This window comes from Neisseria sp. 27098_8_112 (assembly GCF_041433235.1).
Classification (GTDB): Bacteria; Pseudomonadota; Gammaproteobacteria; order Burkholderiales; family Neisseriaceae; genus Neisseria.
Map to the genome: position 1 here is coordinate 14,875 of NZ_JAPWBB010000013.1, position 25,485 is coordinate 40,359.

The window sequence follows — 25,485 nt, forward strand, 5'->3', positions numbered from 1 at the left end:
TTCATTCTTAACACTATCAAAATTATGAGCAATAAAGATTTTTACGAAACACTTGGTGTTGCCCGCAGCGCTAGCGACGATGAAATCAAAAAAGCCTACCGCAAGCTGGCAATGAAATACCATCCCGACCGCAACCCTGACAACAAAGAAGCGGAAGAAAAATTTAAAGAAGTCCAAAAAGCTTACGACACTTTGTCTGACAAGGAAAAACGTACCATGTACGACCAATACGGCCATGCCGCGTTTGAACAGGGCGCAGGTGCGGGCGGATTCGGTGGCTTTGGCGGTTTCGGTGGCGCGCAAGGCTTCGATTTTTCCGATATTTTCAGCCAAATGTTCGGCGGTGGCGGCAGCGCAGGCGGCCGTCAGCCGGATTACAGCGGCGCGGACTTGCAGGTCGGCATAGAGATTTCGCTTGAAGAAGCCGCCAAAGGCGTGAAAAAACGCATCAACATTCCGACTTACGAAGAATGTGATGTCTGCCACGGCTCAGGTGCCAAACCGGGCACATCTGCATCGACTTGTTCGACCTGTCACGGTTCCGGCACGGTACACGTCCGCCAAGCCATTTTCCAAATGCAGCAGACTTGTCCGACTTGTCACGGTACAGGCAAAGAAATCAAAGATCCTTGTGTCAAATGCCGTGGCGAAGGCCGCACCAAAACCAGCAAAACGGTTGAAGTCAACATTCCGGCAGGCATCGACGATGGTCAACGCATCCGCTTGAGCGGCGAGGGCGAGCCGGGTCAACACGGCGCACCGGCAGGCGATTTGTACGTCAATGTCCGCGTAAGACAGCACAAAATCTTCGAGCGCAACGGCTTGGACCTGCATTGCGAACTGCCCATCAGTTTCGCTGTCGCAGCCTTGGGCGGCGAAGTCGAAGTGCCGACTTTGGACGGCAAAGTCAAACTGCACATTCCGAAAGAAACGCAAACCGGCCGCCGTATGCGCGTGAAAGGCAAGGGCATAAAATCTTTGCGCTCCAGCTCGACCGGCGATTTGTACTGCCACATTTTGGTTGAAACACCGGTCAACCTGACCGACCGTCAGAAAGAGTTGCTGGAAGAATTTGAAAAAATCTCCTCCGGCCTCAATCTCAGCCAAACCCCGCGCAAAAAATCGTTTTGGGAAAAAGTAGGCGAAAAAGTAGGCGATTTGTTCTCCGATAATTAATCGCTGTGAAAAAGGCCGTCTGAAACCTACTTGAATCAGGTTTCAGACGGCCTTTTGTTTTTCTTGCTTCAAACTTTTGTTTGCCGTAAAATCCGCGCTTCACTCTTACGGGAGTAGCCATTCGGCACAATGCCGAAACCGTTGTCAACATAATCGGCTTGTGCGGCCGTGGCAGCGGTATCTTCTCTGCTTTATCTGAAGACAGGCAAGACGTAAGCGTTGTCCATACCCTTGCGGGCGGTATGCACAGCGCTTTTTGTTTGCCCGCTTTTCGGTTGAATATCTTAAATCATGGAAGCTTTTTTCTCCTCGACGCTGGGCGTTGCCATTGCCGAAATTGGCGATAAAACGCAATTGCTGGCGCTCTTTTTGGCTGCACGTTTTGCCCACAAAAACGCGATTGTTGCCGGTATTTTTATTGCAACCCTGTTGAACCATCTTGTTTCAGCCGCACTCGGTGTCTGGCTGGCATCCGCTATTTCGCCCGAAGTCATGAAATGGGTGGTCGGCGGCAGTTTTATTGCGGTTGGATTGTGGCTGCTGTTGCCGGATAAAGACGAAGACCCTGATGGCAAATGGTTGAAATACGGCGCATTTACGGCGACGGTCGTCCTGTTTTTCTTGGCGGAAATCGGCGATAAAACGCAGATTGCGACGGTTCTTTTGGCAGCCAAATACCAATCTATCCTACTGGTCGTGTTCGGCAGTATTGCCGGTTTGATGATTGCTTCTGTGCCTGCCGTGTATTTGGGCGAAATGCTGATGCGCAAAATTCCGGCCAAAGCAGTGCGTATTGCTGCATGTATCTTGTTCTGCCTGCTGGGTATTTTGACCCTGCTTGGCGACGGTATTGTATTGAAGGCCGTCTGAAATGTGGGACATTGTTTTTGAACACAAAGACTTTGTGGTCATCAATAAGCCTTGTGGGGTGTCGGTGCACAGCGAATCGGAAGGGGATGTTTGTCTGACCGCATCGCTGGCGCAGCAGCTCGGTGTTGAACGCGTGTGGCTGGTTCACCGATTGGACAAAGCTACCAGCGGCCTGTTGCTGTTTGCGCTCAACCGCAACAGTGCGGCCGCTTTGTCGGCACAGTTTGCCGAGAAAACCATGCGTAAAACTTATTTGGCACTCGGTACGCACAAGCCGGCGAAAAAGCAGGGCTGGGTGAAAGGCGGTATGGCGCGTTCGCGGCGCGGTACATGGAAGCTGACGCGTGATGAGGATAATTTTGCCGTTACCCGTTTCAGCAGCCAAAGCCTGAAGCCCGGTTTGCGCCTGTTTGTCTTGCAACCGTTTACCGGCAAAACCCATCAGCTGCGCGTGGCCATGAAAAGCATAGGCAGCCCGATTTTGGGCGATACGCTGTATGGCGGCGATGAGGCGGGACATCTGTTTCTGCACGCTTGGCGTTTGGTTTTCGACTATCGCGGCGAGCATTTCGATATTCGGGTTGCGCCTGATAAAACATGGCCGTCTGAAATCGATTTGTCGGCGTGTTTGGGTTCGGATGAATCCGAATAGAAGCAGTGAAATTTTTGTGTATATTAAAAAAGGCCGTCTGAAAATTGTTCAGACGGCCTTTTGATTGTTTCAAGTTTACATTTCCAATTCGCTCAAGCCCGGCAAGTCGGCAAAACAGCGGTCATGCGTAATTTGGCAGAAGTTGTCCAGATAGCCTTTGTTGGCGTCTTCCGTACGAATGGCGGCATAAAGTTTGCTCTGCAGGCCGTCTGAAGTGATTTTGCGGTGGACGACGTAGCCTTTTTCCAGATACGGCATGACCGTCCAGTAGGGCAGTGCGGCGATGCCGCGTTTACTGGCAACTAGTTGAATAATGGCAATGGTCAACTCGCTGTGGCGGCGTGGCGGATTAATGCCTTTGGGCAGCAGCACTTTTTTGGGTAAATCCAGCATTTCATCGGGGACGGGATAAGTAATCAAGGTTTCGTCGATAAAGTCTTCCGCTTCCCAAACGTCTTTGTCGGCAAGCGGGTGGTCTTCTGCGCAGATGCCGACCATTTCATAGGCAAACAGGGGGCGGTAGCTGATGCCGTTGAGCGGCTCGGCTTCGGAAACGATGGCAAGGTCAGCGCGGTGTTGCAGCAGCAGCCCGACCGGATCGGCTTGGAAACCGGAAACGATGTCTAATTCAACTTGCGGCCATAAGGGGCGGAACTCGCCCATGGCAGGCATCAGCCAGTCGAAGCAGGTGTGGCATTCGACAGCAAGTCTGAGTTCGCCCGCTTCGCCTTCGATAATCCGCACCAGGTCACGTTCGGCGGCGGCAACCTGCGGCAACAGCTCGCGCGCCAGTTGCAATAGGCGCATACCGGCCGGAGTGAAGCGCAAAGGTGTGGATTTACGTTCAAACAACGGCGTTTCGTAATAATTTTCCAAGGCGCGGATTTGGTGCGATAGGGCGGATTGGGTCAGGAAAACCCGTTTGGCGGCAAGGGAAACGCTGCCGGTTTCTTCTAAAGCCAGCAAGGTTTTGAGATGACGCAATTCGATAATAGAGTCCATGTGTTTTCAGACGGCCTGTGGGTAAGGTGGGGTATATTAAAATAATTCATGATGATGTGCAAATGATTAATGTTGGGAATGATTGCTGAAATCGGAATGTAAGAATTTGAGGCATAAACAGATTTTGCGGTTAGAATGCGAGGCTGTTTTTGAAGATAGATATAAGGAGCGGAATATGGCTTTACGCCGCGAAATTCTGGCTTGGTGTGATGAGACTTTACAGATCGGGCTGTTTAAGGACTATGCGCCCAACGGTTTGCAGGTCGAAGGCAAAGAAGAAATTGCCAAAATCGCCACTTCGGTTACCGCCAGTAAAGCAGCAATCGATTTTGCCGTAGGGCAGGGGGCAGATATGCTTTTGGTTCACCACGGCATGTTTTGGAAAAGCGAGCCTGTCACGATTACCGGTTGGAAAAAAGCACGCATTGAAACCTTGCTGCAACACCAAATCAATATGGCGGGCTACCATCTGCCACTGGATGCGCACCCGCAATTGGGCAATAACGCGCAGTTGGCCGAGAAACTCGATTGGGTGCTCGAAAAACAATTCGGCGAGCAAAATCTGTTGAATACAGGCCGCCTGAAAACCACGCAAACGCTGGCGCAGTTATCTGAACGCATTGAGGCGGTATTCGGCCGCAAGCCGACCGTTATCGGCGATCTTGAACTCGAAATCAAACGTATTGCCTGGTGTAGCGGAGGTGCGCAGGGATTTTTTCAGACGGCCGCAGACGAAGGTGTCGATGCGTATCTGACCGGTGAAATTTCCGAAGCACAATATCATCTTGCCAACGAAACGGGTGTGGCATTTATCAGTGCCGGCCATCATGCGACAGAACGTTACGGCGTCCGCGCCTTAGGCGATGCCGTGGCAGAAAAATTCGGTATCGAAGTGGTTCACTTTGATGAAAACAACCCTGCCTGAGTATTGAGCAATATCATAAAAACTTTACCTTATTTTAAATAATGCTTTGAGTATTACAACAAACTAGGTAGAATTACGCTGTTTAATGGCTCGGTATTCCCAAAATTTTAGGACGACTGAATAATGGATAATCAAGAAATCAACAACGGTCGCCGCCGTTTCCTGACACTGGCTACATGCGGTGCAGGCGGTGTGGCGGCTCTGGGCGTAGCTACGCCTTTCGTGGCCAGCTTCTTCCCATCGGAGAAAGCTAAGGCTGCCGGTGCTGCTGTCGAAGTAGATGTCAGCAAAATCGAAGCAGGCCAAATGCTGACTGCCGAATGGCAGGGCAAACCGATTTGGCTGGTCAACCGCACAGATCAACAGCTCAAAGACTTGAAAAGTTTGGATGGCGCAGTTGTCGATCCCAATTCCGAAGTGGATCAGCAACCGGAATACGCTAAAAACGAGACCCGTTCGATCAAGCCGAACCTCCTCGTCGCTATCGGTATCTGTACCCACCTGGGTTGCTCTCCGACTTACCGTCCCGATATTGCTCCCGCCGACTTGGGTGCAGACTGGAAAGGCGGTTTCTTCTGCCCTTGCCACGGTTCGAAATTTGACATTGCAGGCCGAGTATACAAAGGTGTTCCTGCACCGACCAACTTGGTTGTACCGCCTTACAAATATCTGAGCGATACGACTGTTTTGGTGGGCGAAGACTAAAAATAAGGAACGATAATTATGGCAAACCAAACCAATAGCAAAGCAAAAGCATTGTTAGGCTGGATGGACGATCGCTTCCCTCTGTCTAAAATGTGGAATGAGCATTTGGCTCAATACTATGCGCCGAAGAACTTCAACTTCTGGTATTACTTCGGCTCTTTGGCTCTACTCGTCCTTGTAATTCAAATCGTCAGCGGTATTTTCCTGACCATGAACTACAAACCGGACGGCAACCTTAACGCTTACCATCTGCCTGCTGCCTTTACCGCAGTAGAGTACATCATGCGCGACGTGTCCGGCGGCTGGATTATCCGCTACATGCACTCCACCGGCGCATCTTTCTTCTTCATCGTCGTTTATCTGCATATGTTCCGTGGTCTGATTTACGGTTCGTACAAAAAACCTCGTGAATTGGTGTGGATTTTTGGTTCCCTGATTTTCTTGGCATTGATGGCAGAAGCCTTTATGGGTTACCTGTTGCCTTGGGGTCAAATGTCCTTCTGGGGTGCGCAGGTAATTATTAACCTGTTCTCCGCCATCCCTGTTATCGGTCCTGATTTGTCCACTTGGATCCGCGGTGACTTCAACGTTTCCGACGTTACTTTGAACCGCTTCTTCGCCCTGCACGTTATCGCTGTGCCTTTGGTATTGCTCGGCTTGGTTGTGGCTCACATCATCGCCCTGCACGAAGTGGGTTCTAACAACCCTGATGGCGTTGAAATCAAGAAAAACAAAGACGAAAACGGTATTCCACGCGATGGTATCCCATTCCATCCTTACTACACCGTTAAAGACATCTTGGGTGTTGTTGTATTCTTGATTGTCTTCTGTTCTGTGTTGTTCTTTGCACCTGAAGGCGGCGGCTACTTCTTGGAAGCGCCAAACTTCGATGCAGCAAACGCGTTGAAAACACCGCCGCACATTGCGCCGGTATGGTATTTCACCCCATTCTACGCTATTTTGCGTGCGATTCCTTCGATGGCAGGTACTCAGGTATGGGGTGTAATCGGCATGGGTGCAGCAGTTGTATTGATTGCCTTGTTGCCTTGGTTGGATAAGTCACCTGTAAAATCTGTTCGTTACCGCAGCAACTCGTTCAAAGTAATGTTGGCGTTGTTTGTTGTATCTTTTATCGGCTTGGGAATTTTGGGTGCATTGGTAGCAGATGATACACGTACAGCTTTTGCTCGTGCATTCAGTGCATTCTATTTCTTGTTCTTCATCGGTATGCCTTTGCATACAAATCCTAAATGGTTGGCTGAAAAAGCTGGTGGTATTAAATATTTAATCAGTCTGTTTGTTTATGCAGCTTTAATTATTTATAACCTGTATTTAGTTGCAGTCTTGCCAAATAACATCGTTAAGGCGTTCGTTCTGGCTTACACTGTTTTCTTTGCAGCTATTCCATTCCTGAATGCGTTTAATAGCGAAAAAGCTACGCCTGAACGCGTAACCATGAGCACTACTAAACAAAAAATTATGTTCTTTGTTTACGTCGGTATTACCGTTGTCGGTGCTTACTTGTTTGCAACCAATATCTGATGAGGGCAGCGAAAATGAAACAAACTCTGAAAAACTGGTTTGCTGCCTTATTGCTGGCAGTGCCTATGAGTGCAGCCGTCGCCAGCGGCGGCGGACACTACGAAAAAGTCGATATCGACCTGCGTGACCAAGTCAGTCTGCAGCACGGTGCGCAAATCTTTACAAACTACTGTTTGTCTTGCCACTCTGCAAGCGGTATGCGCTTCAACCGTCTGAAAGATATTGGTTTGACTGAAGATGAAATCAAGAAAAACCTGATGTTCACAACAGACAACGTTGGTGACGTCATGGTAGCGGCAATGGATCCGAAAGATGCCTCCAAATGGTTGGGTGCGCCTCCGCCGGATTTGACCCTGATTGCCCGTTCTAAGGGTGCAGACTACCTGTATGCCTATATGCGCGGCTTCTATAAAGACCCAACTCGTCCGACCGGTTGGAACAATACTGTTTTGGCCGGTGCGAGTATGCCCCACCCATTGTGGGAGCAACAAGGTGTTCAAGCCGTTGAGTTGGATGCCAAAGGTCAGCCCGTTATGATTAAAGACGAGCATGGCAACCTGACTCCTAAGCTGTATTGGGAATCTACCGGTCTGCAAAGCCGTCGCCTGCCTAACGGTAAAGTGATCCAAAAAGAGTACGATACTTATGTACGCGACTTGGTGAACTACTTGGTGTACATGGGTGAGCCTGCTCAGTTGCAACGCCACCGCATCGGCTACATGGTTCTGGCATTCCTGTTTGCGGTAATGCTGCCATTGGCTTACTTCCTGAAAAAAGAATTCTGGAAAGATGTTCATTAATTCTTTTGAATCAAAAAGGCAAACCTGTTTCAGGTTTGCCTTTTTTGTTTGTGAAATTGGTTTATGCAGAAGTAATGTAAATTTTAAAATTAATCAATATAAACAATGTGGTAGTTGAAATTTCTGGATTAAGTGTTTGAAACTATGTATAATTCTGTCTGAATTTTATAAGGCTTAAGGCCGTCTGAAAAGATTTATCAGGAGTAAAAGATTATGATGACATTGTATTCAGGTATTACTTGTCCATTCAGCCAACGTTGTCGTTTTGTGCTGTACGAAAAAGGCATGGATTTTGAAATAAAAGATGTGGACGTGTTCAATAAGCCTGAAGACTTGGCTTTGATGAATCCGTATAACCAAGTACCGGTCTTGGTTGAGCGTGATCTGATTTTGCACGAATCAAACATCATCAACGAATACATTGACGAGCGTTTCCCTCATCCTCAATTGATGCCGGGTGATCCTGTTATGCGCGGTCGCGGCCGTTTGGTGCTGTACCGTATGGAAAAAGAACTGTTCAGCTTGGTACAAGTGTTGGAAAACCCTGAATCTACCAATAAAGAACAAGCTAAAGCGCGTGAAGCCATTGGCAATGGATTGACCCTGCTGGCACCGTCTTTTACTAAAAACAAATACATCTTGGGCGACGACTTCTCTATGATTGATGTTGCCTTGTCTCCATTGTTGTGGCGTTTGGACTATTACGATATCAAACTGGGTAAATCTGCTGCGCCTTTGCTGAAGTACGCCGAGCGTATTTTCCAACGTGAAGCCTTTATTGAAGCATTAACGCCGGCTGAAAAAGCCATGCGTCGTTAAGGGACGGATCTATGGCAACTTCAACCAAACCGTATTTATTGCGTGCTTTGTATGAATGGTGTTTGGATAATAACCAAACACCGCACATCGTGGCTTGGGTAAATGAACATACCCGTGTGCCGATGCAGTATGTGCGTGATAATGAAATTGTTTTAAATATCGGTCCTACCGCCAGTCATAACTTGAATATCGACAACGAATGGGTCAATTTTTCTGCACGTTTTTCCGGCGTAGCGCACGAGATTTGGATTCCGGTCGGTCATATTGTCAGTATATTTGGCCGCGAAAGTGGAGAGGGTATGGGTTTTGAGGTAGAACCATATCAGCCTGCTTCTGTTGAAGCTGTGGCGGCTGAAGATAAAAAAGCTGAATCTGCGGAAGAGAAACCGAAAAAAGTATTGAAGCTTGTGAAGTAATTAAAAGATAAAAGGCCGTCTGAAATGTTTCAGACGGCCTTTATTGATTGGGTATTGAAATGGCTTAATGAATGAGCAATCAGTTATTAATCAAGCCAAACAAAAAAGCTCTTGCATTTAACAAGAGCTTTTTTGTTTAGTGGTGGAGGTAAGCGGGATCGAACCGCTGACCTCTTGCATGCCATGCAAGCGCTCTACCAACTGAGCTATACCCCCGAAATTTGGTGGCGAATCAGGGACTCGAACCCCGGACACAAGGATTATGATTCCTCTGCTCTAACCGACTGAGCTAATTCGCCGTTTCGTGAAGTCGCTATTATAGTTTTTTTTGAATATTTGGCAAGCGCTAATTTTGATTTTTTTTATTTCTTATTGTTTTTAAAAAATAAAAAGTAGGTTGTCAGGCTATAGCTTATGGCAAATATCGCCGTGGCTAAAGCCTATCCAATCGATATCGATGTCTTTGCCAAAAGCGATCACTTTAAAAAGTTCGCCCATTTCGTGCTGATGTATCAGTTTCTGTACTGCGGCAGCGGCTTGGATATATTCAACCGAATCCGGGCTGCCGATTTGTGCCAGTAGATCGGTGATGCCGAGATTGAGCAGGAAATAAGATTGGGGCAGGTAGCCGATTAAGTCTAAACCTGATTCCGTACCGGCGCGTGCAATATCAGTGAAATTGACGTGTGCAGTCAAATCGGTCAGACCGATATTGAAAAATGGATCATGGATAGTGTGGTGGCGATAGTGGCCGATAAATGTGCCTTCCTTGCGTTGCGGATGGTAATACTGAGCGGCATCGAAGCCGTAATCGATAAATATCATGCCGCCGCGCTGCAATTTTGCGGCCAGGGTTTGGATAAAGGCATATTGTGCCGGATGCAGCTCGCTTGTGTATGAAGGGAGGAGGGGGAAGTACAAGACGGCTGTTTGTATAAGTTCGGCTTGGGCCAATGGTCTGATGGCTTCGATTAGCCCGTCATTTTCTAAGCTGACGCCGATTTGTTGAAATCCTTCGTCTTGATAAATCAAACGTTCCACCGGCATGGCATCCAATACTTCGTTGCCGATGATGATGCCGTCAAAGTGTTCGGGCAATGTGGTGAGGTGGATGACTTTGGCGGCTGCTTCGGGGGAAGTATGTTCAAGAATATATTGGCGTTGTCTCTCTGCAAGCTCTGCTGATAGTTCGATAATATAGTAATGATTCAGGCCGTCTGAAAGGTTTTGCAAGAGTGTGGCAGCGAGATGACCTGTGCCTGCACCAAATTCGTAGATATTGCCTGCTGTTTGTGGCAGTAATTCGTCAAGTTGTTTGGCAAGGGTTTGTCCGAATAGGGGGGAGAGGGTGGGGGCAGTAATGAAGTCGCCGTCTGTGCCGATTTTATGGCTACCTCCACTGTAATAGCCATATTGAGGTGTGTAAAGGGAAAGCTCCATAAAACGGGAGAAGGGTATCCAGTTTTGATGTTGTCCAATTTCGTTTTTTATGAGCTTCGTCAGGTGTGCTGAAGAGGCTTGTGCATCAGGGGAGGGGAGGGGGAGTTGAGGCTTCATGACTGTTAGATAATGTAAAAAATTTGAATTTGTTTGTATATTATAGCCCCTTATGAGAGGGGTGGTAATTGAGTATAAAAATACTATATATAGTATTTTTATACTATAAATAATACTATATATAGTATTTACTGCTAAACGAGACACTTAATAAACTCATATGTCATGCATCATTATATATATAAGGTGTTGAATTTAAATAGTTTAGTGTTTTATTTCAGATAAGAAACCGATTTGACCTGATTGCCAAAATTTCTTATAGTGTCGGTTAGTGGGGCATAGTGGGTGAAAGTGGTTACTTTTTCCTAAAAAGTGTTCCGTGGAAGTGAAAACGAAATATTTTAGGAAGGTGGGATTTTTAATCCCACTCTGTTTTATTTTAATCGAATTTGGGGTGTGATGTGTTTGGCGGTGCTCATGAATTGAGTATGGACAGTAAAGGGCGGTTGGCGATTCCTGCCAAATTCCGCGATATTTTGCTGCGCCGTTATACGCCTGCAATTGTGGTCACACTGGATTCCCGAAAAAAATTATTAATGTACCCCGAGCCCGTTTGGGAAGAAAAAGCCGAGCAGATTTTGAAGTTGAAAGTAGCCGGCAATGAAGCTTTGCAACGGTATCAGAATTTGCTGCTGCACAATGCGGAGATTTTGGAGTGGGACAGAGCCGGACGTGTTTTGATCCCGGCCAATCTGCGCAAACGTGTGGATTTTGAAAAAGAAGTTACTTTGGTTGGCCGTGCAAACCGTATGGAGTTGTGGGGCCGTGAACATTGGGAAGAGGAAATGAATCAGGCTTTGGATATCGATCCTGACGAATTGGCTTTCCAATTGAGTCAAACGGATTTGCAATTGTGAGTAAAGTTGAAAATTATCAGCATGTTACTGTCTTGTTGCATGAGGCGGTGGATGCGTTGGCAATCCGTGAAGACGGGATTTATGTGGACGGTACGTTCGGTAGGGGAGGGCATTCCCGGCTGATTTTGTCACGTTTGGGTGAGCAGGGTCGTTTGGTTGTTTTTGACAAAGACCCTGAGGCGATTGCGGTAGCCAATGAGCTGGCGGCGCAAGATAAACGTGTCAGTGTCGTACACAATGGTTTTGAAACATTTCAGACGGCCTTGGATGAATTGGGCATCGATAAGATTGACGGTGCGCTTTTTGATTTGGGGATTTCGTCGCCGCAAATTGACGATGGCAGCCGCGGATTCAGTTTCCGCTTTGATGCGCCGTTGGATATGCGGATGGATCCGACCCGTGGGATGTCTGCGGCAGAATGGATTGCAACCGCATCCGAACAGGATTTACACGAGGTCATTAAGAATTATGGTGAAGAGCGGTTTAGTCGCCAGATTGCGCGCGCCATTGTTGCGCAACGGGAGGAAAGTCCCATCGATACAACCCGCAAGCTGGCGCAGCTTGTGGCGCAAAACGTCCGTACTCGTGAGCGCGGACAAGACCCTGCTACGCGCACCTTCCAAGCAGTTCGCATCTTTATTAACCGCGAGCTCGAAGAGGTAGAGGCAGTTTTGCCGCAGGTTGCAGGCCGTCTGAAAGAGGGTGGACGCTTGGCTGTCATTGCGTTCCATTCGCTGGAAGACAGAATTGTGAAGCAGTTTATTAAAAAATATTCGCAACATGCGCCTTTGCCCCGTTGGGCGGTGGTCAAGGAAGCGGATTTGCCTCAACCGCCTTTGAAGGCTGTGGGCAAAGCAATCAAACCGGGTTCGACAGAGACTGAAACCAATCCGCGTGCGCGCAGTGCAGTTTTGCGTGTGGCGGAGCGCAGTAGCGGCGAATTTTCGGTTATTGAGTAGGGGATGGCGTCTAAACGCTGTCGTAAGAGATAGTCCTGTTGACAGGCCGTCTGAAAGTTTGAGATGGGTAAGTTGAATATTTTATTGCTGGTTTTGGTGACGGTCTCAGCCTTTGCCGTAGTGTTTAAGCAAAACCAGTCCCGTTTGCATTTTATCGAGTTGGATAAGGCACAAAAACGGGAAATTCAGTTGGAACAGGATTACGCGCGCTTGAAATTGGAGCAGGCTAGGCTGGCAAACCACAAACTGATTAAAGTGGCGGCCGAAAAGCAACATCTGCTTCCGCCGGGTGCGCATAATACGGCTATGCTGGAACGCAAAAAATAAGAATATGGAGCCTTGCATTGGTGCAAGATTTACGGGATTTGATGGCTCACTGAGCAGCTAAGTCATGAGAAGTTCAACATGTTAATTAAGAACGAATATAAACCTCAAATGCTGTCTGGAACAACAAAAACGAAAAAGCCGCTGACAAGTAACGGGCGAATCGGTTTGGTGCTGGGCGCTGTTGCGCTGGCATTTACCGGTCTGTTGGTACGCGGGGTTTATCTGCAAACCAGTCAGCATGAATTTTTGAAAAATCAGGGCGACCAACGTTTTGTGCGCACACTTCCGCTGCCTGCATCACGCGGTATGATTACCGACCGCAATGGTGCTACATTGGCGTTGAGTGCGCCTACCGAATCATTGTATGCCATGCCTTCCGGTATGGAGGAAATGCCGACTGACGAGCAGTTAGAAAAACTGTCGGCCATTGCCGATGTGCCTGTTGAAGTTTTGAAAAATAAATTGTCTAAAAAAGACAAAGGCTTTATCTATCTGAAACGTCAACTCAGCTACGAGAAAGCAGAAGAAATCAAAGCATTGGGCATTAAAGGCATCGCATTCCAAAAAGAATTGAAACGCCATTACCCGATGGGCAATCTGTTTGCGCATGTTATCGGTTTTACCAATATCGACGGCAAAGGTCAGGAGGGCTTGGAACTTTCCCGTGAAGACAGCCTGCGTGGTGAAGATGGTGCGAAAGTCGTATTGCGCGACAACAAAGGCAATATCGTTGACAGCCTCGACTCTCCACGCAACAGCGTGCCTAAAAACGGCCAAGACATGATTTTGTCTTTGGATCAGCGTATTCAAACGCTGGCGTATGACGAGTTAAACAAAGCTGTGGCTTATCACAAAGCCAAAGCGGGTACAGTTGTGGTATTGGATGCACAAACTGGCGAGATTTTGGCTTTGGTCAACAGCCCGGCTTACGATCCGAATCAACCGGGTCAGGCCAATAGCGAACAACGCCGCAACCGCGCCGTAACCGACATGATTGAACCAGGTTCTGCCATGAAGCCGTTTACCATTGCCAAAGCATTGGATTCAGGCAAAGTGGATGCAACCGATACGTTCAATACCCTGCCTTACAAAATCGGTCCGGCTACCGTGCAGGATACCCACGTTTATCCTACTTTGGATGTGCGCGGCATTATGCAAAAATCTTCCAACGTCGGTACCAGTAAACTTTCTGCCATGTTTACGCCTAAAGAAATGTACGATTTCTATCACGATTTAGGTGTGGGCGTGCGTATGCATTCAGGCTTTCCTGGCGAGACTGCAGGTTTGTTGAGAAGCTGGCGCAGATGGCAAAAAATCGAACAGGCAACCATGTCTTTCGGTTATGGCCTGCAATTGAGCCTGTTGCAATTGGCGCGTGCCTATACTGTCTTGACCCATGACGGCGAATTGTTGCCGGTCAGCTTTGAAAAGCAAGCGGTTGCCCCTAAAGGCAAGCGCGTCATCAAAGCCTCTACTGCAAAAAAAGTGCGCGAGTTGATGGTTTCCGTTACTGAAGCCGGCGGTACCGGTACTGCCGGTGCTGTGGATGGTTTCGACGTAGGTGCGAAAACCGGTACGGCGCGTAAACTGGTCAATGGTCGCTATGTAGACAACAAACACGTCGGTACGTTCATCGGTTTTGCTCCGGCTAAAAATCCACGCGTGATTGTGGCCGTTACCATCGACGAACCGACTGCCAACGGCTATTACGGCGGCGTGGTTGCCGGTCCCGTATTCAAAGAAGTCATGAGCGGAAGCTTGAACATCTTGGGCGTTTCCCCGACTAAGCCTTTAAGTAATACCGCTACTGTCAAAGTACCGTCATAATCCAAACAATCAAAGAGATATTGTTTATGTTCAGCAAGTTAACCACCTTGGCTGAAACCAACTTTCCGCCTCTGCTGTGTGAAAACGCAGCAGGGCGTTTGTTGCATTCAGACAGCCGACAAATTAAACAGGGTGACATTTTCGTTGCCTGCCAGGGCGAATATACAGACGGCCGTAGCTATATTCCTGCCGCCATCGCCAACGGAGCAACCTTTGTTTTTTGGGATGATGACGGCAAATTCACATGGAATCCTGAATGGAACGTTCCCAATCAAGGCATTAAAGATCTGAAACATCGCGCCGGTATGTTGGCGGCGCAGGTTTACGGCAATGTTTCAGACGGCCTTAAAGTTTGGGGCGTAACCGGTACCAACGGCAAAACTTCTATCACACAATGGCTGGCGCAAGCTGCCGATCTTCTGGGCGAAAAAACCACCATTATCGGCACAGTCGGCAACGGCTTTTGGGGCGCATTGGAAGAGACCACGCATACCACGCCAGCTCCCGTTGATGTTCAAACCCTGCTCTACCGCTTCCGCCAGCAAGGCGCAACAGCCGCCGCGATGGAAGTTTCCAGCCACGGCCTTGACCAATCGCGCGTCAACGGCGTGCCGTTTCGCAGTGCAATCTTCACCAATCTCACTCGCGACCACCTTGATTATCATGGCACCATGGAAGCCTACGGTGCCATCAAATCGCGCCTGTTCTACTGGCATGGTCTGCAACACGCTATCATCAATGTCGATGATGAATACGGCGCAGAACTGGTAGGCCGTCTGAAAAAAGACTGTCCCGATTTAGCCGTTTACGGCTATGGTTTCAGCGAACAAGCCAATATCCGCATTACCGATTTCACCGCTTCTTCAGACGGCATGGAAGCCGTATTCCAAACCCCGTGGGGCGAAGGAAAATGCCGTACCCGTCTGCTCGGACGATTCAACGCGCAAAACCTCGCCGCCTGCGTTGCTTTGCTGTGTGCCAACGGTTATCCACTCAATAACGTTTTGGATGTATTGGCAAAAATCCGTCCTGCTTCAGGCCGCATGGATTGCATTATGAACAGCGGCAAGCCCCTAGTCGTCGTCGATTACGCCCACACACCTGACGCATTGGAAAAAGCACTCTCCACCTTGCAGGAAATCAAACCGCAGGGTGCGGCTTTATGGTGCGTATTCGGCTGCGGCGGCAACCGCGACCGTGGTAAACGTCCATTGATGGGCGCAGCAGCCGTACAGGGCGCGGATAAAGTTGTTGTAACCAGCGATAACCCACGCTTGGAAAATCCACAAGACATCATCAACGATATTTTGCCTGCCGTCCCTAATCCTGAACGCGTCGAAGTTGATCGCGCCGTTGCCATTCGTTATGCGGTTGAGCAGGCTGCTACGAACGACATCATTCTAATTGCCGGTAAAGGGCATGAAAACTATCAGGATGTACAAGGCGTGAAGCACCATTTCTCCGATTTTGAAATTGCAGAAAAAGCATTGGCAGAGCGCGGTTAAGCCATATCGCAAATGTTCAGACGGCCCGAAACCTTAAGGCCGTCTGAAAAAGATTTAAACATATACAATAAAAGCAATACGACACACGCATTACGGCACGTCAGCCATTAAACCCATCACAGTTGTTTGTTTCAGAAGACTTTTGAGAAAGGCCGTCTGGACAACAAGGAGACCGATTTGATGCTGAAAATGCCGATAAAAACCTTATTAATCAGTGCAGCCGTAGTTTTATTTGCAGGCTGTACAACCAAACAACTTCCGCGTCCTACTGCCGAAATCGAGCAGTTGAGGGCACAACAGCCTCCTGCCGAGCAAAGCCTGCCCAATCCTGTTAAAGGCAAACGTTTTGACGACACTTGGGGCGCGGCGCGCAGTCAGGGGCGCAGGCATGAAGGTGTGGATATTTTTGCTAAGAAAAATACGCCAATACGCAGTACGACGCCCGGTATCGTGACCAAAATTGGGCGCAACCGATTGGGTGGTAAAGTTATCGGTATTCAAGGGCCGGGTGCGTGGCATTACTATGCCCATCTGAATAAATTTGCCCGTATCCGCCTGTATGAGCGAGTCAAAGAAGGGCAGGTCATCGGCTATGTCGGTAAAACCGGCAACGCTAGAACCACACCGGCCCACCTGCATTACGGTGTGTATCTGCCGAGTGGCGCGATTAATCCGTATCCGCTGATTAATCAGAGCAGATAAGCCGTCTGAACAAGATTTGAGAGTATGAACGCAAAGAAATTGGTTAAGGCAACGAATATCGTCGGTATGGTGGCAGTCGTGCTGCTGGTGTATTGGGTATTTGTTCTGATTTTATCCAATGTTTTCGGGCTTAAGGTATTCCGCGAATACATTACGGAAATTTTCCTGATGAGTATTTTGGGGATTTTTGCTGTGATGGCGGGTGCCTTGATACTGAACATCATGCTGAATTTGACCCGTATTGCCGAGCGAGGACAAGAGGAAGAAAGCAAAGGTGGCCGGAAAATCTTATATTTGTTGTTGGCAGTATTTCCCGTTTTAGCAGCCCTGTTATTTGGCGGAAATTATCTGACTGTTCAGAAAAAACGTCAGATTTTGACTCAATCTCTAGAGCGTATCGTCAAGGATAGTCCATCGCAAATCAACGCGTTGGCAGATTATCGTTTTGACTTGGCGTACATCAAAAAAGCGGCGTTAATCCTTGAGCTGATGTCGAAGGAAGATTCTGCCTTTAAAGCTGCTACGGTGATTGTGCCGGATACGATCGGTAATAAACAGGTTTATTTGGCTTTCTCAGCTGATTCCCAGTTAAGTGGGATTGATGAGCAGGCACCCAATGCTCAGGGAGTAGGCAATGATAATGGTTTTGTCGTTACTCGGAATGGCGATAAAGAAACAATCAGCAAAACGCAATATCTTTATGCCCCAAATCTGAGCGAGCGTGAATACTTGCAGAGGGTATTTGCCGGACAAACAAATGAAATACGTTATGAGGCAAAAGATGGCAATTACAGCCTTTGCCGCCCCTACCTCCAAAACGGTAAAACCATTGTATTGTGTTTTTCCGATTACCAGCAGTACGGGAAAATTGGCAGTTGATAAGAGAAAGTGATTTGTAGTATGAAAAGTTGGTTTTCCAATACATTTCCTGAATATAAAAAATTGCCCAAAAGCGGCAAATTTATGGCATGGCTGACTTTTGTGCAGGGCGTGGTTTGGTTGATTCTGGCATCAATTCAGAGTGTGCAAGGACTGATTAACAACATAGCATGGGCTGTGTTTTTTGGGATTTTACTTTTCATTTTGGGTGTATTGGCGCTGTCTGCAGCATGGAATGCGTTTAAATTCCGTGAAATAGGTTTTAATAGAATGATATATGTGTACACGCCATGCTTGTTGCAAATAGTCTTTGTAGGAGAGGCATTTTCTTTTACGTATTATATAGAAAGTGTACTGCAATTATCATTTAGCCTTACGGTACATAAGCTTACTGTCGGTGTAAATTTTGCCGCTATTCTTTTTATTGTGCTGGCAGGACGTAATTATCGTCATTTAAAAATGGTTTCCCAAAATACGGATAAAAATGTGGAACCGTTAGAACAAGTAGAACAAGGACAAGAAACACAATCATGAAACCACTAGATCTAAATTTCATCTGTCAAACCCTCTGCCTTCCGATGCCGTCTGAAAATCAACCTGTTTCGCGTATCGTTACAGACAGCCGCGATATTCAGGACGGCGACGTATTTTTTGCGCTTGCAGGTGAGCGCTTTGATGCACATGACTTTGTTGAAGATGTGTTGGCAGCGGGAGCAACGGCAGTTGTGGTTTCGCGCGAAGATTGTGCGGCTTTGAAAGGCGCGTTGAAGGTTGACGATACGCTTGCGGCTTTGCAAAAACTGGCGAAGGCGTGGCGTGAAAATGTGAATCCGTTTGTCTTTGGCATTACCGGCTCTTCTGGTAAAACGACGGTTAAAGAGATGTTGGCCGGCGTATTGCGTCATCGATTCGGTAATGAAGCTGTGTTGGCGACTGCCGGCAATTTCAACAATCATATCGGCCTGCCGCTGACTTTGTTGAAACTGAACGAAAAACACCGCTATGCCGTCATTGAAATGGGTATGAACCATTTTGGCGAATTGTCTTTGTTGACCCGAATCGCCGGTCCGAATGTTGCTTTAGTTAATAACGCTTTGCGCGCGCATGTCGGTTGCGGTTTTGATGGGGTTGGCGATATTGCCAAAGCCAAAAGCGAAATCTACGAAGGTTTGCTTTCAGACGGCATTGCGCTGATTCCGTGCGAAGATGCCAATATCGCTACATTTAAAGCTGCTACTGCGCAATTGAACGCTCAGACTTTCGGCGCTGCCAGTGGCGATGTCCATGCAGAAAATATTGAGTTGAAACCGTTGTTCTGCGAATTTGATTTGGTGCGTGGCAATGAACGTGTTGCCGTGGTGTTGCCAGTCCCCGGCCGACACAATGTGCATAATGCCGTAGCAGCGGCGGCTCTGGCTTTGGCGGCAGGTTTGAGCCTTGCCGAAGTTTCAGACGGCCTGAAAAATTTCAGCAATATCAAAGGCCGTCTGAATATCAAGCAAGGCATTAAAGGCGCGACTTTGATTGACGATACTTATAATGCCAACCCTGACAGCATGAAGGCCGCCATTGATGTGCTTGCCGCTATGCCTGTGCCGCGTATTTTTGTGATGGGCGACATGGGCGAATTGGGTGAGGATGAAGCCGCAGCCATGCACGCCGAAGTTGGTGCGTATGCACGGGATAAAGGCATCGAGGCCGCATATTTTGTCGGCGACAACAGCGTTGAAGCGGCAGAGACGTTTGGTGCGGAAGGGTTGTGGTTTGCAGACAAAGATCCGTTGATTCAAGTGTTGAGCCACGATTTGCCTGAACGCGCTACTGTATTGGTCAAGGGATCACGCTTTATGAAGATGGAAGAAGTGGTCGAGGCACTGACGGATAAAGAGGTTGTCTGAAAATGGAACAGAAAAGGAAACGGCCTATACTGTTGCAGGTTATCGTTGGGATGATGGTAGTGGCAGCAGTTTTATGGCCGGTTGTAGTGTGGCAGTACATCAAAGATGTAGGATTTGAGACAATAAGCGAAGCATACGAAAGCACAAGAGGACGTTGGGGTTGGTTTGAATTTTGGTTAGGAAATTTTCATTTGCTTGTGCAAGTGATATTGATGCTGGTTAGTGCTGTTGGATTATGGAGAGGTAAGGATTGGGCGCGTAGATTGTGGCTGTATGGCTGTATACTGTATATCGTCTACAATATGGTCGGTTATTTGGTTTCCCCTAGAATCGGGTTTCCATTGTTGGATGTCATTATTCGCGCTGCAATTTGTTACAGCTTGTTTTGCTTACATCCCAAGGATTATTTTCAGACTCAAGAAAATAAAACTTAAGAAGGCCGTCTGAAATATGAAAAAGATTTTACTATTGACTGGTTTGCTGATTGCCGCGTTTTATGCCGGAATGAAAGTACAGGCATTTATCTATGAAGATACCTGTTTGGACTTAGGAGGCGGAAAGAATCCTGGAAACTATCCGATTTGCGTGGTAGAGAAATAATCTTACTCAATAAGGCCGTCTGAAATTTCAGACGGCATACCGATTGATTTTTAATTGGGCAATAAGCCCGCTGTAACAACAAAAACAAAAAAGGAAGCCCCATGTTTTTATGGCTCGCACATTTTAGCAACTGGTTAACCGGTCTGAATATTTTTCAATACACCACATTCCGCGCCGTTATGGCGGCTTTGACTGCTTTGGCGTTTTCCCTATTGCTTGGCCCGTGGACCATCCGAAAACTGACTGCACTTAAAGTAGGTCAAGCCGTCCGTACTGACGGCCCTCAAACTCACCTGATCAAAAACGGTACGCCAACCATGGGCGGCTCGCTGATTTTGACCGCCATTACCGTGTCCACAATCTTGTGGGGCAACTGGGCAAATCCTTATATCTGGATTCTCTTAGGCGTCTTGCTTGCTACCGGCGCACTCGGTTTTTACGACGACTGGCGCAAAGTGGTTTATAAAGACCCTAACGGCGTGTCTGCCAAATTTAAAATGGTGTGGCAGTCCAGCGTTGCCATTATTGCCGGTTTGGCATTGTTCTACCTTGCGACAAACTCTGCCAACAATATCCTGATTGTTCCCTTCTTCAAACAAGTTGCCTTGCCGCTTGGTGTAGTCGGCTTCTTGGTATTGTCCTACCTGACCATCGTCGGCACATCCAATGCCGTTAACCTGACTGACGGATTGGACGGCTTGGCCGCATTCCCCGTTGTACTTGTCGCAGCCGGTCTTGCCATCTTTGCTTATGCCAGCGGCCACTCCCAATTTGCCCAATATCTGCAATTGCCTTACGTTGCCGGCGCAAACGAAGTCGTGATTTTCTGTACCGCCACGTGTGGCGCGTGTCTCGGCTTTTTGTGGTTTAACGCCTATCCGGCACAAGTCTTTATGGGCGACGTCGGCGCGCTCGCGCTCGGTGCGGCACTCGGTACCGTTGCCGTCATCATCCGCCAAGAATTTGTCCTCGTCATTATGGGAGGCCTGTTTGTTGTTGAAGCCATTTCCGTTATGTTGCAGGTCGGTTGGTACAAACGCACCAAAAAACGCATCTTCCTGATGGCGCCGATTCATCACCATTACGAACAAAAAGGCTGGAAAGAAACCCAAGTCGTCGTCCGTTTCTGGATTATCACCATCGTCTTGGTGCTGATTGGTTTGAGTACCCTTAAAATCCGCTAAATCTCCAAAGGCCGTCTGAAAGTTTCAGACGGCCATTATGTAAGGTAAGCATGCTTGCCTGAATCCTACATCTCAAAATAAATCCCGCAATAATCCACACAGAAAGTCCCCAAACATGTACCAATCTTTTGGCGGCGCAACCGGCATCCGCACCCTGACCGACCGTTTCTACGACTTGATGGAACTTGAGCCGCAATACCAAGCCTTGCGCCAAATGCACGGCGAAGACATGACCCTGATACGCGAAAAGCTCTACGAATTTTTCAGCGGCTGGCTCGGCGGCCCGCAACTCTTTGTCGAAAAATACGGCCATCCCCAACTGCGTGCCCGCCATATGCCTTTTGCCGTCAACGTACAAGTCCGCAACGAATGGATCGCCTGCTTTGCCCAAGCCATGAGTGAACTGGACATCGACAAAGCACTTGCCGAGCCGGTTTTAATCCAAGTTTTTGCCATGGCAGATTGGTGTCGTAACCAAAACGAAGACGGTATCGAACCGCCTATACCGCCAATGGCGGTTGACCCATGGGTGCGCACACCGGAATTGCAGCAGATTTTGAGTAGCTACGGTGTAAACGGATTTTTTGAGGAATTTTCAGATTAAGTCTGTTTGAAAATGCTGCTATGACATTAAAGAATATAAGAGAGAATGTAAAATGAAAAATTGGTTAAGAAGAATAGCAGTTGCTTTGTTTGGATTCGGACAGATGGCTAATGCAAGTGATATCCCAAATTTTGCAGAAACAGAGCAAGAAGCCAAACAAGGGAATGCTGCATCCCAATTTAATTTAGGTTTGATGTATTACTTGGGGAAAGGGGCTACCAAAGATTATAAACAGGCAGAACATTGGTTCCGTAGAGCGGCAGAACAGGGGGATGTTGAAGCGCAGAGCAATCTAGGGGGATTATATTATAAGGGACAAGGTGTTGCTCAAGATTATGAGCAAGCCAAATATTGGTTTCAAAAAGCTGCTGCACAAGGCTTTGCTAAAGCTCAGTATGATTTAGGAACAATCTATTTTTTTGGTAAAGGCATTGAACAAGATTATGATCAAGCAGCTCAATGGTATGAAAAGGCGGCAGAACAAGGGTATCTTGATGCCCAATACAATTTAGCCATTATGTATGATAACGGATTAGGTGTCGGTAAAGCTCCTGAGAAGGCGTTCCGATGGTATCGAAAGGCGGCGGAGCAGGGAGATAATCAAGCACAATATACTGTGGCTACAAGGTATATGCATGGTTTAGGCGTGCAAAAAGATTTTAAACAGGCGGTGCTATGGCTACATCGTGCAGCAGATCAAGAAAATATCAAAGCTCAATCAGATCTTGGCGTGGCTTATCATAATGGATTCGGTGTTCGTCAAGATGATAAGCAGGCCTTATATTGGTATCGTAAAGCAGCCGAGCAAGGAAGTTCTGAGGCCCAATATAATTTAGGTGTTATGTATCATTACGGACAAGGTGTTCCTCAAAATCAATCTGTTGCTAAAGAATGGTTTAAGAAGGCTTGTGCTAATGGAGACAAGCAAAGTTGTGATGCTTATCAAAAATTGGATTAGGCAGGATATTAAATTTTGCTAAGGGCCGTCTGAAAAACTAGGATAAAACAGAAATAATAATTTGAATGTAATGGATTTTAAAATGAAGATTTCGGTGAAAAAAATAATAATGGGTGTGATGGCTTGCTTTGGGTTAGGGCAGGCAGCTTTAGCTGAAAGTATTCCGGATTTTAAGAATATGCTGAGAGCTGCGGAGCAAGGAGATCCAGAAGCTCAATTAAGTATTGGAGCAATGTATGCGAATGGACAGGGTATTAGTCAAGACAACAGGCTAGCAGTGCAGTGGTTTCGTAAGGCAGCAGAGCAAGAGAATGCTAAAGCTCAATTTAACTTGGGTGTAATGTATCAGCTGGGGCAAGGTGTTGGTCAAGATTATGTACAGGCGGCAGAATGGTATCGTAAGGCTGCCGAACAGGGTGATACTGGAGCTCAAAATAATTTGGGTATGTTGTATCAAAATGGGCAAGGTGTTAGTCAAGACTATGCTCAGGCTGCGGAATGGTTTTATAGGGCTGCGAATCAGGAAAATACAGATGCTCAGTTAAATTTGGGTATGCTGTATGCTAATGGGCAAGGTGTTGGCAAAGACTATGAGAAGGCGTTGAAATGGTTTCGTAGAGCGGCTGGTCATGGAGATGCCATAGGTCAGTATAATTTAGGTGTGGCATATGCTAACGGGGAAGGAGTGCATCAGGATTACATACAGGCTATAGGATGGTATCGTAAAGCTGCGGAACAAGGGAATGTAGATGCACAATATAATTTAGGCGATATGTATGCGAGTGGGGAAGGTGTACGTCAAGATTATGTAGAGGCGATTAAGTGGTACAGAAAGGCAGCAGAGCAGGGAGATGCTCAAGCTCAATTTAATTTGGGCATGATGTACCTTCAAGGGCAAGGAGTCCGTCAAGACAATGCACAGGCAGTGCAGTGGTTTGGCAGGGCGGCAGAACAAGGGCATGCTAAAGCCCAATATAATTTGGGTGTAATGTATGCCAATGGGCAAGGAATTCGTCAAGATGATGTACAGGCGGTGAGGTGGTATCACAAGGCTGCAGAACAAGGTGTTGCTCAAGCGCAATTCAATTTGGGTATAATGTATGATCAAGGGCAAGGAGTTCGTCAAGATGATGCACAGGCAGTGCATTGGTATCGTAAGGCGGCAGAGCAAGGATATGCAGAAGCCCAATATAATTTTGGTGTGATGTATGCCAACGGAGAAGGTGTTCGTCAGAATTATAAGATTGCCAAAGATTGGTTTGGTAAGGCTTGTGATAATGGATTGCAACGAGGTTGCGATGCTTACCGAGAATTGAATCAGAAAGGATATTGAATCCTTATTCAAAGGCCGTCTGAAAAACTTAGGACAAAACCAAAATGACTTTTCAAAATAAAAAAATCCTCGTCGCCGGACTAGGCGGCACGGGTATTTCTATGATTGCCTACCTGCGCAAAAACGGCGCGGAGGTTGCCGCGTATGATGCGGAGCTGAAACCGGAGCGCGTGTCGCAAATCGGTAAGATGTTTGACGGGCTGGTGTTTTATATGGGTCGTCTGAAAGATGCGCTCTCCAACGGTTTCGATATTCTGGCGCTCAGTCCCGGCATCAGCGAGCGGCAGCCGGATATCGAGGCGTTCAAGCAAAACGGCGGGCGTGTGTTGGGCGATATCGAATTGTTGGCAGATGTTGTGAACCGCCGCGGTGACAAGGTGATTGCGATTACCGGCAGCAACGGCAAAACCACGGTAACGAGCCTGGTCGGCTATCTCTGCATCAAGTGTGGTCTGGATACCGTTATCGCAGGCAATATCGGCACGCCGGTTTTGGAGGCGGAATTGCAGCGCGAAGGCAAAAAGGCGGACGTGTGGGTGTTGGAGCTTTCCAGCTTCCAACTGGAAAACACCGAAAGCCTGCGCCCGACTGCGGCGACGGTGCTGAACATTTCCGAAGACCACCTCGACCGCTACGACGACCTGCTTGATTACGCGCATACCAAGGATAAGATTTTCCGTGGCGATGGCGTGCAGGTTTTAAATTCAGACGACGTGTTCTGCCGCGCCATGAAACGCGCTGGGCGCGAGGTGAAATGGTTTTCGTTGGAACACGAAGCTGATTTTTGGTTGGAACTCGAGACAGGCCAACTGAAACAAGGCAATGAAGATTTGATTGCCACGCAAGACATTCCGTTACAAGGCTTGCACAACGCCGCCAATGTTATGGCTGCCGTGGCTTTGTGTGAGGCTATCGGTTTGCCGCGCGAAGCATTGCTCGAACACGTCAAAACCTTCCAAGGCCTGCCGCACCGAGTGGAAAAAATCGGCGAGAAAAACGGCGTGGTGTTTATCGACGACAGCAAAGGCACGAATGTCGGCGCAACCGCCGCTGCGATTGCCGGTTTACAAAATCCGCTCTTCGTGATTTTAGGCGGTATGGGCAAAGGGCAGGACTTCATGCCCCTGCGCGACGCGCTTGTCGGCAAGGCAAAAGGTGTGTTCTTGATTGGTGTCGATGCGCCGCAAATCCGCCGCGATTTGGACGGCTGCGGTCTGAATATGACCGACTGCGCCACTTTGGAAGAAGCGGTTCAGACGGCATACGCCCAAGCCGAAACTGGCGATATTGTATTGCTTAGCCCCGCCTGCGCGAGCTTCGATATGTTCAAAGGCTATGCGCACCGTTCGGAAGTGTTTATCGAAGCGTTCAAAGCTTTGTAAGGCCGT

Annotated in this window: 27 protein-coding genes and 2 tRNA genes; 25 read left to right on the top strand and 4 right to left on the bottom strand. The window is 47.8% G+C overall.

Features of this window, described 5'->3' with window-relative positions; all coding sequences use genetic code 11:
• Positions 1 to 24 precede the first annotated feature (24 nt).
• The 3 genes from dnaJ (at position 25) to O3682_RS08950 (ending at position 2,698) form a co-directional block, all read left to right on the top strand.
• Positions 25 to 1,176: a molecular chaperone DnaJ gene (gene dnaJ, locus O3682_RS08940; protein WP_371509684.1), complete on the top strand. Its 1,152-nt coding sequence runs from the start codon at positions 25 to 27 to the stop codon at positions 1,174 to 1,176.
• A gap of 291 nt (positions 1,177 to 1,467) precedes the next feature.
• Complete coding sequence (locus O3682_RS08945) at positions 1,468 to 2,046, top strand: TMEM165/GDT1 family protein (RefSeq protein ID WP_314765814.1); 579 nt, start codon at positions 1,468 to 1,470, stop codon at positions 2,044 to 2,046.
• Between the two features lies 1 nt (position 2,047).
• A complete protein-coding gene (locus O3682_RS08950) occupies positions 2,048 to 2,698 on the top strand; it encodes a TIGR01621 family pseudouridine synthase (RefSeq protein ID WP_371509685.1) in 651 nt (216 codons plus the stop codon).
• Between the two features lie 75 nt (positions 2,699 to 2,773).
• Here O3682_RS08950 and O3682_RS08955 read toward each other — a convergent pair whose 3' ends face one another.
• Positions 2,774 to 3,700: a LysR family transcriptional regulator gene (locus O3682_RS08955; protein ID WP_003748251.1), complete on the bottom strand. Its 927-nt coding sequence runs from the start codon at positions 3,698 to 3,700 to the stop codon at positions 2,774 to 2,776.
• Positions 3,701 to 3,875: 175 nt separating this feature from the next.
• Here O3682_RS08955 and O3682_RS08960 point away from each other — a divergent pair, with 175 nt between their 5' ends.
• The 6 genes from O3682_RS08960 to O3682_RS08985 all read left to right on the top strand — a co-directional run bounded on the left by O3682_RS08960 (position 3,876) and on the right by O3682_RS08985 (position 8,907).
• Positions 3,876 to 4,625: a Nif3-like dinuclear metal center hexameric protein gene (locus O3682_RS08960; RefSeq protein WP_371509687.1), complete on the top strand. Its 750-nt coding sequence runs from the start codon at positions 3,876 to 3,878 to the stop codon at positions 4,623 to 4,625.
• A gap of 123 nt (positions 4,626 to 4,748) precedes the next feature.
• Positions 4,749 to 5,330: a ubiquinol-cytochrome c reductase iron-sulfur subunit gene (gene petA / locus O3682_RS08965; RefSeq protein WP_070459589.1), complete on the top strand. Its 582-nt coding sequence runs from the start codon at positions 4,749 to 4,751 to the stop codon at positions 5,328 to 5,330.
• A gap of 18 nt (positions 5,331 to 5,348) precedes the next feature.
• On the top strand, positions 5,349 to 6,872 hold the full coding sequence (locus O3682_RS08970) for a cytochrome b (RefSeq protein WP_168162036.1): 1,524 nt from the start codon (positions 5,349 to 5,351) through the stop codon (positions 6,870 to 6,872).
• 14 nt (positions 6,873 to 6,886) lie between these two features.
• Complete coding sequence (locus O3682_RS08975; RefSeq protein ID WP_003685846.1) at positions 6,887 to 7,672, top strand: cytochrome c1; 786 nt, start codon at positions 6,887 to 6,889, stop codon at positions 7,670 to 7,672.
• A 213-nt stretch (positions 7,673 to 7,885) separates the two neighbouring features.
• Entirely contained in the window at positions 7,886 to 8,491 is a 606-nt protein-coding gene (locus O3682_RS08980) for a glutathione S-transferase N-terminal domain-containing protein (protein WP_039861850.1), read from the top strand.
• An 11-nt stretch (positions 8,492 to 8,502) separates the two neighbouring features.
• Entirely contained in the window at positions 8,503 to 8,907 is a 405-nt protein-coding gene (locus O3682_RS08985) for a ClpXP protease specificity-enhancing factor (RefSeq protein ID WP_371509689.1), read from the top strand.
• Positions 8,908 to 9,047: 140 nt separating this feature from the next.
• Here O3682_RS08985 and O3682_RS08990 read toward each other — a convergent pair.
• The 3 genes from O3682_RS08990 to O3682_RS09000 form a co-directional block, all read right to left on the bottom strand.
• Positions 9,048 to 9,123 (bottom strand) — tRNA-Ala (locus tag O3682_RS08990).
• A gap of 6 nt (positions 9,124 to 9,129) precedes the next feature.
• Positions 9,130 to 9,206: transfer RNA gene (locus O3682_RS08995), tRNA-Met, on the bottom strand.
• 106 nt (positions 9,207 to 9,312) lie between these two features.
• Entirely contained in the window at positions 9,313 to 10,464 is a 1,152-nt protein-coding gene (locus O3682_RS09000) for a class I SAM-dependent methyltransferase (RefSeq protein ID WP_371509691.1), read from the bottom strand.
• A gap of 401 nt (positions 10,465 to 10,865) precedes the next feature.
• On the opposite strand from O3682_RS09000, the gene mraZ reads away from it, so the two are divergent.
• The 16 genes from mraZ to murD all read left to right on the top strand — a co-directional run bounded on the left by mraZ (position 10,866) and on the right by murD (position 25,479).
• A complete protein-coding gene (gene mraZ / locus O3682_RS09005) occupies positions 10,866 to 11,321 on the top strand; it encodes a division/cell wall cluster transcriptional repressor MraZ (protein ID WP_371509693.1) in 456 nt (151 codons plus the stop codon).
• Positions 11,318 to 12,280, top strand: coding sequence for a 16S rRNA (cytosine(1402)-N(4))-methyltransferase RsmH (gene rsmH / locus O3682_RS09010; RefSeq protein WP_371509695.1), 963 nt, complete (start codon positions 11,318 to 11,320; stop codon positions 12,278 to 12,280). The genes mraZ and rsmH overlap by 4 nt, the downstream gene beginning before the upstream one ends.
• Positions 12,281 to 12,343: 63 nt before the next feature.
• Positions 12,344 to 12,607, top strand: a complete 264-nt coding sequence (gene ftsL, locus O3682_RS09015) for a cell division protein FtsL (protein WP_003681879.1) — start codon at positions 12,344 to 12,346, stop codon at positions 12,605 to 12,607.
• A gap of 78 nt (positions 12,608 to 12,685) precedes the next feature.
• Positions 12,686 to 14,434, top strand: a complete 1,749-nt coding sequence (gene penA / locus O3682_RS09020; RefSeq protein ID WP_004518895.1) for a peptidoglycan D,D-transpeptidase PBP2 — start codon at positions 12,686 to 12,688, stop codon at positions 14,432 to 14,434.
• A gap of 26 nt (positions 14,435 to 14,460) precedes the next feature.
• Positions 14,461 to 15,939: a UDP-N-acetylmuramoyl-L-alanyl-D-glutamate--2,6-diaminopimelate ligase gene (locus O3682_RS09025; protein ID WP_371509698.1), complete on the top strand. Its 1,479-nt coding sequence runs from the start codon at positions 14,461 to 14,463 to the stop codon at positions 15,937 to 15,939.
• A gap of 180 nt (positions 15,940 to 16,119) precedes the next feature.
• Positions 16,120 to 16,641: a M23 family metallopeptidase gene (locus O3682_RS09030; protein ID WP_371509742.1), complete on the top strand. Its 522-nt coding sequence runs from the start codon at positions 16,120 to 16,122 to the stop codon at positions 16,639 to 16,641.
• Positions 16,642 to 16,665: 24 nt separating this feature from the next.
• Positions 16,666 to 17,520, top strand: a complete 855-nt coding sequence (locus O3682_RS09035) for a peptidase (RefSeq protein ID WP_371509700.1) — start codon at positions 16,666 to 16,668, stop codon at positions 17,518 to 17,520.
• A 21-nt stretch (positions 17,521 to 17,541) separates the two neighbouring features.
• Positions 17,542 to 18,054, top strand: coding sequence for a hypothetical protein (locus O3682_RS09040; RefSeq protein ID WP_371509701.1), 513 nt, complete (start codon positions 17,542 to 17,544; stop codon positions 18,052 to 18,054).
• Positions 18,051 to 19,418 (top strand): UDP-N-acetylmuramoyl-tripeptide--D-alanyl-D-alanine ligase, encoded by a 1,368-nt coding sequence (locus tag O3682_RS09045; RefSeq protein WP_371509703.1) that lies wholly within the window; start codon positions 18,051 to 18,053, stop codon positions 19,416 to 19,418. Before O3682_RS09040 ends, O3682_RS09045 begins: the two co-directional genes overlap by 4 nt.
• 2 nt (positions 19,419 to 19,420) lie before the next feature.
• The gene (locus O3682_RS09050; protein WP_049331932.1) at positions 19,421 to 19,852 is read left to right on the top strand and encodes a hypothetical protein; all 432 of its coding nucleotides are present in this window, start codon (positions 19,421 to 19,423) and stop codon (positions 19,850 to 19,852) included.
• A gap of 16 nt (positions 19,853 to 19,868) precedes the next feature.
• Positions 19,869 to 20,018, top strand: a complete 150-nt coding sequence (locus O3682_RS09055; RefSeq protein ID WP_049335337.1) for a hypothetical protein — start codon at positions 19,869 to 19,871, stop codon at positions 20,016 to 20,018.
• Positions 20,019 to 20,119: 101 nt separating this feature from the next.
• A complete protein-coding gene (gene mraY / locus O3682_RS09060; RefSeq protein ID WP_371509705.1) occupies positions 20,120 to 21,202 on the top strand; it encodes a phospho-N-acetylmuramoyl-pentapeptide-transferase in 1,083 nt (360 codons plus the stop codon).
• A gap of 115 nt (positions 21,203 to 21,317) precedes the next feature.
• A complete protein-coding gene (locus O3682_RS09065; RefSeq protein ID WP_101756028.1) occupies positions 21,318 to 21,806 on the top strand; it encodes a group II truncated hemoglobin in 489 nt (162 codons plus the stop codon).
• Positions 21,807 to 21,858: 52 nt separating this feature from the next.
• Positions 21,859 to 22,764 carry an SEL1-like repeat protein gene (locus tag O3682_RS09070; protein WP_371509706.1) on the top strand — a complete coding sequence of 302 codons (906 nt, stop codon included), beginning with the start codon at positions 21,859 to 21,861 and terminating at the stop codon, positions 22,762 to 22,764.
• A gap of 70 nt (positions 22,765 to 22,834) precedes the next feature.
• Positions 22,835 to 24,097 (top strand): tetratricopeptide repeat protein, encoded by a 1,263-nt coding sequence (locus O3682_RS09075; protein ID WP_371509744.1) that lies wholly within the window; start codon positions 22,835 to 22,837, stop codon positions 24,095 to 24,097.
• A gap of 44 nt (positions 24,098 to 24,141) precedes the next feature.
• Positions 24,142 to 25,479, top strand: a complete 1,338-nt coding sequence (gene murD / locus O3682_RS09080) for a UDP-N-acetylmuramoyl-L-alanine--D-glutamate ligase (protein ID WP_371509708.1) — start codon at positions 24,142 to 24,144, stop codon at positions 25,477 to 25,479.
• Positions 25,480 to 25,485: the final 6 nt, after the last annotated feature.